The following is an 11,047-nucleotide window of genomic DNA, read 5'->3' on the forward strand; positions in this document are numbered from 1 at the left end:
CCCGCCGTTTCAAGGATGCCAGCGCGGTGGTCTTCCTGATTCCGCTCGTCCTGATGGGCCCGATCGTGGCCAGTGTCGCACAGGGCATTGCGGGCTCCGGGAACTTCCTGACCGGACTTGCCGGAACGCTGTCGTGGACCCCGGCCGGGGCCACGTGGTCCCTCGGCGGCGAACTGGCCGCGGGGAGCTACGGTGCCGCGGCGCTCAAGTTCCTGATCGCGCTTGCCACGCTCGCCGTCCTCACGCTGTGCTGGAAGCTCCTGCTGCAGCGGGCGCTCGTAACGCCGCCGTACGCCGGCACGTCCAAAAAACGCGCCGGAGGACTCGGCTTCTTCGCGCTGTTCCCGGCAACCCCCACGGGTGCGGTGGCTGCGCGGTCACTGAGCTACTGGCTCCGGGACCCGCGGTACGCCGGCGCCCTCGTCGTCGTCCCGCTGCTGCCGGTACTGATGCTGTTCCAGGGCACCCAGACGGGGTCCTACGGAGCGCTCCTCTTTGTCGGCCCGCTGACCGCGTTCCTGCTCGCCTGGTCCATCTCAACCGACGTCTCCTATGACAACACCGCCTTCGCCCTTCACCTCGCGACGGGGGTGAGGGGGGTCCACGACAGGCTCGGCCGTGCCGTGGCGTGCCTGGTCTTCGCCCTGCCGGTGGTGCTGGGGCTCAGCGTCCTGCCGTTCCTGTTCGGCGCAGACTGGACGCTCCTGCCTGGCGTGCTCGGACTCTCACTCGGTGTCCTGTTCAGCGGGATGGGACTCTCCTCCGTGGTGTCGGCACGCTACACCGTCGCGGTGCCGCTCCCCGGGGACAGCCCGTTCAAGAAACCGCCGGGCAATGTCGCGCAGACCATGGCGGTGCAGTTCGGTGGCATGGGGGTTCTCCTCCTGCTCATCCTCCCGGAAGCGGCTCTTTTGGTGGCCCAATTCCTCACCGGCACGTCCATCTTCGGCTGGATCAACCTGTTCCTGGGCCCCGTCCTGGGGCTGGCACTGTTCGCCGCAGGGGTCCGGCTGGGTGGGAAATGGCTCGATGCCCGGGGTCCGGAACTGTTGGCACAGCTGGCCGTCAACCGTTGACGCGGGCGCCGCGGCCGGGAGTGCGGTAGCCTGCGACTAGGCACAACCGCCAATGGGTGCTTCGAAATCAAGGCACCCGCACAGGCCACGGCAAAGGCAGGCCATGGAAGTCGTCATTCTCTCCGGCAGCAAGCCGATCGCCGCCCTGGCGGCGGACGCGATTCAGGCGCTGCTCCGGCGCAAGCCCAACGCCGTGCTGGGCCTGGCGACCGGTTCCTCACCGCTGCCCGTCTACGACGAACTCGCCCTGCGGCACGAACGGGACGGCCTGGACTTCAGCCGGGTGCACGCCTTCGCCCTTGACGAGTACGTGGGGCTGACGCCCGGCCATCCGGAGTCCTACCTTGAGGTAATCAGGCGTGAATTCACCGAGCGGGTGAACATCGCCCCTTCGAACGTCCACGGACCTGACGGCTCGGCGGCGGACATCCCCGCTGCCTGCCAGGCCTTCGAGGACGCCATGCGCGCGGCCGGGGGAGTGGACCTGCAGCTGCTCGGCGTCGGTACGGACGGCCATATTGCGTTCAACGAGCCAGGTTCATCCCTGGCGTCGCGGACCCGGATCAAAACCCTGGTCGAGCAGACACGCCGGGACAATGCGCGGTTCTTCGGGAGCCTGTCCAAGGTTCCCCACCACGTCGTCACCCAGGGACTCGGCACCATCCTCGAGGCCCGCCATGTGATTCTCATTGCCACCGGCGCGCAGAAGGCCCAGGCGGTCCGCGACCTCGTGGAAGGGCCTGTCGCAGCCATCTGTGCGGCGTCCGTCCTGCAGCTGCATCCGCACGCCACGATCCTGGTCGACGAGGCGGCGGCGTCGTCACTGCGGCTTGCCGACTATTACCGCCACAGCTATGAGAACAAGCCGTCGTGGCAGGGTCTGTAGCGACCCGTTCCCGCCAGGACGTCGCCGTGCCATCGCCATGCCAGCCCCGTCCCGTCCCCGTCCCGTCCCCGTCCCGTCGCAATGACGGCTGATCCAGCGGCTAAGATGGGTCTCATGAACAGCATGACCGATCCTCTCGAAAACGACCCGATGCGCGAGCTCTCCGGAGCCGGGACGTCGACGGCCACGATCGAGCGCGAGGAACTGCGCCAGGAAGTGGAACCGGGTGACCAGGAACGCTTCTCGCACTATGTGCGCAAGGAAAAGATCATGGAATCCGCGCTGTCCGGCGAACCCGTCATCGCGCTGTGCGGCAAGGTCTGGACACCGGGCCGCGATCCGAAGAAGTTCCCCGTCTGCCCCGAATGCAAAGAGGTCTATGAAGGCCTCCGTCCTGGCGGCGACGGCGGCAAGGGTTCCGGCGACAAGTAGCGCGGCTACGCACTGCGGGGGCGCAGCAACTGCGCGCCTCCCGCGCCACGGCGCGCCGCCGTGCGCCGGGGCGCCACGTCCTCCCGGGGAATGATGCCCGGTCCATGCCGGCCGGTGATTGCTTACGGTACATCCGAAAAGATTGGTGTTTTTGTGCTTAATTGGGTTTCTCCGGCAGCGGCAGCAGTGCGCGGAATGGAGGGCACCTAAGTGACAGAGACACTCTTTGGCGGACCCGTGCTGCCCCCCGCGTATCCCGAGCGGGCGGCCTGGGGCACCGCGCCGAAGCTCCGTGCCTGGCAGCAAGAGGCCCTCGACAGCTACTTCGGCACCCATCCCAAGGACTTCCTTGCGGTTGCAACGCCCGGGGCCGGCAAGACCACCTTCGCGCTGCGGGTGGCGTCCATGCTGATCGAGGCCAACATCGTCAACCGCGTCACCATCGTGGCGCCAACGGACCACCTGAAGCGGCAGTGGGCAGATGCCGCCGCCAGGGTGGGCATCGCCATCGACCCGAACTTCAAGAACGCCGACGGCCAGCACGGCCGCGGGTTCATCGGCGTCGCGGTCACCTACGCCCAGGTGGCGAGCAAGCCGATGCTGCACCGGGCCAAGACCGAGGCCGCCCGCACGCTCGTGATCCTCGACGAGATCCACCATGGCGGCGAGGCGCTGTCGTGGGGCGACGGGCTCCGCGAGGCCTTCGAGCCCGCGGCACGCCGGCTCTCCCTCACGGGTACACCGTTCCGTTCGGACACTTCGCCGATCCCCTTCGTGGAATACGCCGAGGACCGCGACGGCATCCGGCGTTCCAAAGCGGACTACACCTACGGCTACGGCAAGGCGCTCCGGGACCATGTGGTCCGGCCCGTGATGTTCATGGCCTATTCCGGCCAGATGCGCTGGCGCACGAGCGGTGGCGAGGAGATGGCGGCCTCCCTCGGCGAATCGGCAGTCACCAAGGACGTCACGTCCCAAGCCTGGCGGACCGCGTTGAACCCCGCGGGGGAGTGGATCCCGGCGGTCCTGGCCGGGGCGGACAAGCGCCTCAGCGAGGTGCGCCGCACCGTGCCCGACGCCGGCGGGCTCGTCATCGCGACCGACCATGAGGACGCGCGCGCCTATGCCGGGCAGCTGAAGAGGATCACGGGCGAGTCGCCCACGGTCATTCTCTCCGACGACACCAAGGCCTCCAGCAAGATCGAGGAGTTCACCGCCAGCGAGAAGCGCTGGATGGTGGCTGTGCGCATGGTCTCCGAAGGTGTGGACGTCCCGCGCCTTTCCGTCGGCGTGTACGCGACCTCGACGGCGACGCCGCTGTTCTTCGCCCAAGCCGTCGGGCGCTTCGTGCGGGCCCGGAAACGCGGCGAGACGGCGTCGGTCTTCCTGCCCTCCGTGCCACAGCTGATGGCGCTGGCGAACTCCATGGAGGCCGAGCGGGACCATGCACTGGACCGCCCGGAGAAGGAGGACGGCGACGGCCTCTTCAACCCCGAAGACTCGCTGATGGATGAGGCGAACCGGGAGGAGAAAGCCTCCGATTCGCTGACGAAGGGCAAGTTTGAGGCCCTCGATTCGCAGGCCTCGTTTGACCGTGTGCTGTTCGACGGCGGCGAGTTCGGCACCGGCGGCGAGGTGGGCTCGGAGGACGAGCTCGACTTCCTTGGGATTCCCGGCCTGCTCGACGCCGATCAGGTCGGCACGCTGCTGCGCCAGCGCCAGCACGAGCAGCTCAACCGCAAGAACGCGCGCGCCCCGCAGGGTGCGGCGCCCGCCGCTGCGGTACCTACGTCTGCCGTACCGGACCACCGCATGTTGATGGACCTGCGCACCGAACTGGCCAAGAATGTCGCGGCCTGGTCCGCGCGCACGGGCACGCCGCACGGCGTCATCCACACCAAGCTCAGGACGGTCTGCGGCGGTCCGGCTGTGGCCCAGGCCAACGAGGAGCAGCTGCAGACCCGGTTGCGGAAACTCCAGGACTGGTTCATCGGCCGCAAGTAGTGCGGGCATAAAAAAGGACCGGGGTCACCCGGTCCTTTTTCCAGCCTTTCCAGCTTTTCGCAGCCGCCGGCTGGCTGCTACTGGCCGCCGCCGGTGCAGAGCTCGCTGAGGGTCTGGCCAGCGGACGTGTACGCGCCCTGCATCTCCTGGAGCTTTGCGGAGTCCGGGGTTTCCTTGGCCGACTCGTCCAGGAATTCGAGGATGGAGTTCAGGGGAGCCTTCATTTCCTCGGACGCTGTGGCCTCGATGGGCCGGAGCCGGTTGGCGAGGCGAATCATCCCGGCCTTGTCCGTGTTGGACGTCGGTCCCGCGCCGACGGTCTGGACCCGCGCGCAGGATTCCTGGGTGGTGTCTTGCGGGGCCGAGCAGCCGGCGGCGCCGAGCAGGGCCCCGGCAGCGATCAGGACGGTAAGGGTCTTCTTCATGATGTACTCCGGGGTTCTTACGGTTCAGACGATAGTGGCAAGGATTTCGAGTCTACTTCGAGGGCGCGGGTTTCCCGTCAGCGTGCCGGCGGAAGACGCAGCCGGCTCAGGCGATGTCGACCCCGCCGAGTTCCATCTCCGCGATGGCGTCGTCAAGATCCTCGGCAACGCCCACGGTCAGATCACGCAGCACCGTCACGGAGTAACCAGCCTGGATCCCGTCCAGGGCGGTCGCCTTCACGCAGTGGTCGGTGGCGATTCCGACCACCACGACATCCTCGACGTCGTGGCTCTGCAGCCAGTCGTCAAGCCCGATCGCGTCCTCGCCCGTGGCGAAGTCACCGCCGTCGAGGGTTTCGGCAGTGCTGTCGGGAGCACCTCCGGACACGGGCATGGCTCCGGGCTTGCGGTCACCGGTGGGCACGGCGTCATCCGGTGCCAACAGCCCCTCAAAGCCCGAGTAGGCGGCGGTGAACTGGCCCTTGCGGAAGTAGGCCTGGATGTATTCCGTGTCGAGGTCAGGATGGAGTTCGGCCCCGCGGGTTCCGGCCACGCAGTGCCTGGGCCAGCTGTCGACGTAGTCCGGGTCGTCCGAGAAATGCGCGCCCGGATCGACATGCCAGTCCTGGGTCGCCACGACGTGGTCAAACTGTCCGTGGTGGGCGTCAACGTACTCGCTGATCGCGCCGGCGAGTTCCGCTCCGCCTTGGACGGCCAGGGAGCCTCCTTCGCAGAAATCATTCTGGACGTCGACGATGATCAGGGCGCGGGACATCAGTTCTCCTCGTAGATGGTGGGGATGGCCGCTTCGCCGCGCTGCAGCCGGTTGACGACGGCGGGAAGCTCCTTCATGGTGTCCGCGTGGCGCTGGCGTGCGCGGAGCACACCCTCCGCGCCGGTCCAGCCGGGCAGGAGTTCGCCGTTTTTGATGAACTGCTGCAGCAGGGGCCGGTCATTGCCGTCGTCATCCGGGCGGTGGCCGACCCCGATGATCTCCTGGGTGGCCGTGCCGCGCTCGTTGAGCTTGCGCAGGGCGTACTTGCGGCCTCCCTTGCTGGTCTTGTTCTTAGCGGCTTTGGCGACAGGGACGAAGTCGCCGGCGTCGTCCGTGCGGCTGACCAGCTTGTAGACCATGCTGGCCGTCGGGGCGCCGGAACCGGTCACGAGGGACGTGCCGACACCGTAGGAATCCACCGGGGCGGACTGCAGGGCGGCGATGGCGAACTCGTCGAGGTCGGAGGTGACGATGATGCGGGTGCGCTCGTTGCCCAGACCGTTCAGGAGCTGACGCACCCATTGCGCCTGCGCCACGAGGTCGCCGGAGTCCAGCCGCACCGCACCGAGTTTGTCGCCGGCCAGTTCGACGGCGGTGCGCACCGCTGACTCGACGTCGTAGGTGTCCACGAGCAACGCGGTCCCGGCGCCCATCGAGGCGATTTGCGCCTCAAAGGCCTCGCGCTCGGTGTCGTGCAAGAGGGTGAAGGAATGCGCGGCCGTGCCCACGGTCTTGAGCCCGTAGCGCAGTCCGGCCTCCAGATTCGAGGTGCTGTCGAAGCCGGCGATGATGGCGGCGCGGGCGGCGGAGACGGCGGATTCCTCCTGGGTGCGGCGCGAGCCCATCTCCACGCAGGGGCGGCTGCCGGCCGCGGTGATCATGCGCGAGGCCGCTGAGGCGATCGCGCTGTCATGGTTGAGGATCGAGAGGATGTAAGTCTCGAGAATGCAGGCTTCGGCGAAGGTGGATTCGACGATGAGGATCGGGGAGTTGGGGAAGTAGGCTTCACCCTCCGCGTAACCCCAGACATCACCGGAGAAGGAGAACCCGGCCAGGTAGTCCAGGGTCTCCTCGTTCACCACTTTGGTGCGGCGGAGGAAGTCGATCTCGGCGTCGCCGAAGCGGAAGTCCGCGATGCCTTCCAGCAACCGGCCGGTGCCGCCCACAATGCCGTAGCGGCGCCCGTCCGGCAGGCGCCGCGCGAAGGCCTCGAACACTGACTTGCGGTGGGCGGCGCCGGAATGCAGCGCGGCCTGAAGCATGGTCAGCTCGTAATGGTCGGTGTACAGGGACGTGCGGGGACGGTCCCAGCCAGCTGATGAACTCACAAATTCACTCTAGTGCGCATCCCCATAGAATGGACAGATGACCCTCAGCGTTGCGCTCGGCCCTGACACTCAGGAGAGCACCCAGACCGGAACAGTGACGTCAACCGATGTCCTGACCGCCCCGGACATCCCTTGGAACCTCGTGATCTGGAACGATCCCGTGAACCTGATGAGCTATGTGAGCTATGTCTTCCGCAGCTACTTCGGCTATTCGGAGGCCAAAGCGAACAAGCTCATGCTCGAAGTCCACAAGAAGGGCCGCTCCATCGTGGCCCACGGCAGCAAGGAGCAGGTGGAGCAGCACGCGGTTGCGATGCACGGCTACGGTCTCTGGGCCACCGTGGAAAAAGCCACCGGCGGCTCCGGCGGCGCCGGATCAGGCAAGGGCAAAGGAAAACGTGGCTAAGGCATTCAAGTACGGCGTCAAGGGCATCACCGGCTACCTGGAACCGGCCGAACGGGAACTGCTGCGCAGTCTCTTCGACGACGTCGTGTCCATGCTGGAGCCGGAGGAACGCGCCAACCAGGACCCCCTGGCCGCGCTCGTCGGACTCGACGCCGAGGCCCGTGAGCCATCGGACCGTGCCCTGCGGCGGCTGCTCCCGAACGTCTCGAAGACCGACGACGCCGCCTCCCTGGAGTTCCGCCGCTACACCGAGCGGTCGCTGCGCGAGAGCAAGATCGGCGCGTTGAAGGCAGCGTCCCTGGGGCTGGACAAGGACGAGCTGGTCCTGACCCCCGCCGACGCGCGGCACTGGTCCATGGCGCTCAACGATGTCCGGCTGGTGCTGGCCGAACGCCTCGACATCCGGGACGACGAGGACGCCGGGCACGTGCACCTTATGCAGGACTGGTCGCAGGCCGAGGACGTCGAAAGCTATCTGGCCCTTGTCTACAACTTCACCACTTGGCTGCAGGAATCCCTGGTCCAGGCGATGCTGCAGTCCCTGGAGACGCGCGGCTGACCAGCGGCGCCGGGAGCGGGCAGGCGGCAGAGGCGGGTGCGGCGTGTGACAAATTAGACATGAGTCGGACGACACAATGTGATGGCCGCGCCCTTGGCGAAGCCCTATCCTCGAATAATCATGACTTCAGCATCGAGCACGGATCCGGCAGCCCGAGCTGCTGCGGACTCCCCAGCCAGCAGCAGCGTCACCAGCCAGACCGCCAGCCTGATGGGATCGCGGCCCATTGGTGTGTTTGATTCCGGCGTCGGCGGACTCACCGTGGCCCGGTCCATCATCGACCAGCTGCCCAACGAATCCATCCTCTACGTCGGCGACACCGCCAACGGCCCCTACGGTCCGCTCCCCATCGCCGAGGTCCGGGCCAACGCCCTGGGCGTGATGGACGAGCTGGTGGATTCCGGCGTGAAGCTGCTGACCATCGCGTGCAACTCGGCATCCGCCGCCGTGCTCCGCGACGCCCGCGAACGCTACACCGCCCGCTACGGGATCCCCGTCATCGAAGTGATCCAGCCGGCCGTCCGCCGCGCCGTCGCCGCCACCCGCAGCGGCCGCGTCGGTGTGATCGGCACATCGGCCACCATCGGGTCCCGTGCCTACGAGGACACCTTCGCTGCGGCCCCGGACCTGCAGATCACCTCCGCGGCCTGCCCCGCGTTTGTGCCGTACGTCGAAGCCGGAATCACCACGGGCCCGGAGCTGCTCGCCGTCGCCCGCGAATACCTGGAACCGCTCAGGGCCGCCGGAGTGGACACCGTGGTGCTGGGCTGCACGCACTATCCGCTGCTCACCGGCGTCATCTCCTACGTCATGGGGGAGGACGTCACGCTCGTCTCCAGCGCCGAGGAGACGGCCAAGGACGTCTACCGGGCCCTGGCCTCCCGCGGACTGGAACGGACCGACCCCACCGACCCGTCGCACAACTTCATTGCCACAGGGGACGCCGCGCAGTTTGAGCACCTGGCCCGCCGCTTCCTCGGACCCGAGGTGCTCAGCGTCCGCCACGTGGACCACGTCGCGGCCCAGTACCCCACGGGCAGCCTGGCCAGGATCACGCCGGAAATGATCGCCGCCGCGCAGGCCGGCGCGAACCGTCCCCGGATCTCCAACTTCGTGGGCGGACCCGCGGGCGGGGGAACACTGCTGTGAAGCTGACCATCGTGGGCTGTACCGGATCCTTTCCGGGCCCGGGGTCGCCGGCGTCGTGCTATCTGCTGACCGCAAACGACGGCGAACGGAACTGGAAAATCGTCCTGGACCTCGGCAGCGGGGCGCTTGGTGCCATCCAGCGTTACACGGATCTCGAGGACATCGACGGCATCTTCCTCACCCACCTGCACCCGGACCACTGCATGGACCTGTGCGGACTCCACGTCGCGGTGCGGTGGAAGCCGGGCGGCTGGGGACGCGGCAGGATTCCGGTGTGTGGGCCCGCCGCCACCGCCGACCGGATGGCGACGGCCTACGGCCTGGAACTGGACCCCGGGATGCACGAGGAATTCGACTTCAGCAACTGGTCCGAGCGCAAGCCGGTGACCATGGGCCCGTTCACGGTCACCCCGTACGCCGTCAACCACCCGGTCGAGGAGGCCTACGCGCTCCGCGTCGAGGTCACCGAACCGGACAAGGACGGCAACCCTGTCAGCCGGGTGCTGAGCTATTCGGGCGACACCGACTCCTGCAGCGGGCTGGAGGACGCGGCCCGGGACGCCGACCTGTTCCTCTGCGAGGCGGCCTTCGAGGAAGGCCGGGACGACGGCATCAAGGACGTTCACCTGACCGGCAAGCGCGCCGGGGAGGCCGCCGTCGCCGCCGGTGCCCGGCGGCTGCTGCTGACCCATATCCCCGTCTGGACATCCCCGACGACCGTTATGGCGGAAGCCAAGGAGGTCTTCGGACAGCACGTGGCCGTGGCCGTGGCGGGCGTGCACTACACGATTTGAGCGGAAGCTTTGAGTTCGGACGGGCCCGGACAGGTCCGGCCGGGCCGCGTGCGCCCAGCCGGACCGGTGAGGGTCGATAAGCTAAGGGCATGACTTCCGAAGCCCTGACTGCCCCCGTTATCCGCGCCGATGGCCGCACCCCCGACCAGCTCCGCCCGATCAGCATCACCCGCGGCTGGTCCAAGCAGGCCGAGGGATCGGCCCTGATCGAGTTCGGCAACACCCGGGTGCTGTGCACGGCCTCGCTCACCGAGGGCGTTCCGCGCTGGCTCAAGGGCGAGGGCCGCGGCTGGGTCACGGCCGAGTACGCCATGCTGCCGCGCGCCACCAACACCCGCTCGGACCGTGAATCCGTCAAGGGCAAGATCGGCGGCCGCACGCACGAGATCTCCCGGCTGATCGGCCGGTCCCTGCGTTCCATCATCGACACCAAGGCCCTGGGCGAGATCACCATCGTGCTGGACTGCGATGTCCTGCAGGCCGACGGCGGCACCCGCACCGCCGCCATCACGGGCGCCTATGTGGCGCTCGCCGAGGCCATCCGCTTTGCCCGCGAAAACAAAATGATCGCCCGCAACGCCCAGCCCCTCATCGACACGATCGCCGCCGTCTCCGTCGGCATCATTGACGGCATCCCGATGCTGGACCTGCCCTACGTCGAGGACGTCCGGGCCGAGACCGACATGAACGTCGTCGTCACCGGTTCCGGCAAGTTCGTCGAAGTCCAGGGCACCGCCGAGGGCGCACCCTTCGACCGCGATGAGCTCAACAAGCTGCTCGACCTGGCCCTGATGGGCACGGAGCAGCTCGCCGCCATCCAGCGCGACACCCTGGCGGAAGCCCCGTGACAGCGGGCGCGGCGCAGCCGGGCCCGGCAGATCACAGTCCAACAGATCACAGTCCAGGAGACCACAGCCCAGGAGACCACAGCCCAGCAGATCACAGCACCGCGCCGGTGCTGGTGCTTGCCACGCACAACCAGGGCAAGCTCCGGGAACTACGGGAACTGCTGCGCGGGCAGGTGCCCGGCCTCGACGTCGACACCCAGGTGGTGGACGCGGGCGCCGTCGGCGCACCCGACGTCGCCGAGACCGGCGTGACCTTTGCCGAGAACTCGCTGCTCAAGGCACGGGCGGTGGCGCAGGCGACCGGGCTCGTGGCGATCGCCGACGACTCCGGCCTCGCCGTCGACGTGCTCGGCGGGGCTCCCGGG

General features: G+C 67.8%; 11 protein-coding genes and 2 pseudogenes (2 of these 13 only partly in view). 10 read left to right on the forward strand and 3 right to left on the reverse strand.

Annotation, left to right across the window (positions count from 1 at the left end):
- From K789_RS23060 to K789_RS0113000, 4 genes and pseudogenes are all read left to right on the forward strand, one after another.
- Positions 1-1,076, forward strand: a pseudogene (locus K789_RS23060) (transporter) (it extends 504 nt beyond the left edge of the window).
- A 103-nt stretch (positions 1,077-1,179) separates the two neighbouring features.
- The gene (nagB, locus tag K789_RS0112990; protein ID WP_024367127.1) at positions 1,180-1,962 is read left to right on the forward strand and encodes a glucosamine-6-phosphate deaminase; all 783 of its coding nucleotides are present in this window, start codon (positions 1,180-1,182) and stop codon (positions 1,960-1,962) included.
- A gap of 123 nt (positions 1,963-2,085) precedes the next feature.
- A complete protein-coding gene (locus K789_RS0112995; protein ID WP_416352804.1) occupies positions 2,086-2,394 on the forward strand; it encodes a DUF3039 domain-containing protein in 309 nt (102 codons plus the stop codon).
- A 210-nt stretch (positions 2,395-2,604) separates the two neighbouring features.
- Positions 2,605-4,398 carry a DEAD/DEAH box helicase gene (locus K789_RS0113000; protein WP_024367129.1) on the forward strand — a complete coding sequence of 598 codons (1,794 nt, stop codon included), beginning with the start codon at positions 2,605-2,607 and terminating at the stop codon, positions 4,396-4,398.
- Between the two features lie 77 nt (positions 4,399-4,475).
- Here K789_RS0113000 and K789_RS0113005 read toward each other — a convergent pair whose 3' ends face one another.
- The 3 genes from K789_RS0113005 to K789_RS0113015 form a co-directional block, all read right to left on the reverse strand.
- A complete protein-coding gene (locus K789_RS0113005; RefSeq protein ID WP_024367130.1) occupies positions 4,476-4,823 on the reverse strand; it encodes a hypothetical protein in 348 nt (115 codons plus the stop codon).
- A 106-nt stretch (positions 4,824-4,929) separates the two neighbouring features.
- Positions 4,930-5,598 carry an isochorismatase family protein gene (locus tag K789_RS0113010; RefSeq protein ID WP_024367131.1) on the reverse strand — a complete coding sequence of 223 codons (669 nt, stop codon included), beginning with the start codon at positions 5,596-5,598 and terminating at the stop codon, positions 4,930-4,932.
- Positions 5,598-6,926 (reverse strand): nicotinate phosphoribosyltransferase, encoded by a 1,329-nt coding sequence (locus tag K789_RS0113015; RefSeq protein WP_024367132.1) that lies wholly within the window; start codon positions 6,924-6,926, stop codon positions 5,598-5,600. The genes K789_RS0113010 and K789_RS0113015 overlap by 1 nt, the downstream gene beginning before the upstream one ends.
- Positions 6,927-6,963: 37 nt before the next feature.
- On the opposite strand from K789_RS0113015, the gene clpS reads away from it, so the two are divergent.
- From clpS to K789_RS23065, 6 genes and pseudogenes are all read left to right on the forward strand, one after another.
- The gene (gene clpS, locus K789_RS0113020) at positions 6,964-7,332 is read left to right on the forward strand and encodes an ATP-dependent Clp protease adapter ClpS (protein WP_024367133.1); all 369 of its coding nucleotides are present in this window, start codon (positions 6,964-6,966) and stop codon (positions 7,330-7,332) included.
- A complete protein-coding gene (locus tag K789_RS0113025) occupies positions 7,325-7,891 on the forward strand; it encodes a DUF2017 domain-containing protein (protein ID WP_024367134.1) in 567 nt (188 codons plus the stop codon). Before clpS ends, K789_RS0113025 begins: the two co-directional genes overlap by 8 nt.
- 120 nt (positions 7,892-8,011) lie before the next feature.
- The gene (murI, locus tag K789_RS0113030; protein ID WP_416352803.1) at positions 8,012-9,040 is read left to right on the forward strand and encodes a glutamate racemase; all 1,029 of its coding nucleotides are present in this window, start codon (positions 8,012-8,014) and stop codon (positions 9,038-9,040) included.
- Positions 9,037-9,834, forward strand: coding sequence for an MBL fold metallo-hydrolase (locus K789_RS0113035; protein WP_024367136.1), 798 nt, complete (start codon positions 9,037-9,039; stop codon positions 9,832-9,834). Before murI ends, K789_RS0113035 begins: the two co-directional genes overlap by 4 nt.
- An 89-nt stretch (positions 9,835-9,923) precedes the next feature.
- The gene (gene rph / locus K789_RS0113040) at positions 9,924-10,682 is read left to right on the forward strand and encodes a ribonuclease PH (RefSeq protein WP_024367137.1); all 759 of its coding nucleotides are present in this window, start codon (positions 9,924-9,926) and stop codon (positions 10,680-10,682) included.
- Between the two features lie 107 nt (positions 10,683-10,789).
- Positions 10,790-11,047, forward strand: a pseudogene (locus K789_RS23065) (non-canonical purine NTP pyrophosphatase); it runs 355 nt beyond the window's last position.

This window comes from Arthrobacter sp. TB 26 (genome assembly GCF_000427315.1).
Taxonomy (GTDB): Bacteria; Actinomycetota; Actinomycetes; order Actinomycetales; family Micrococcaceae; genus Arthrobacter.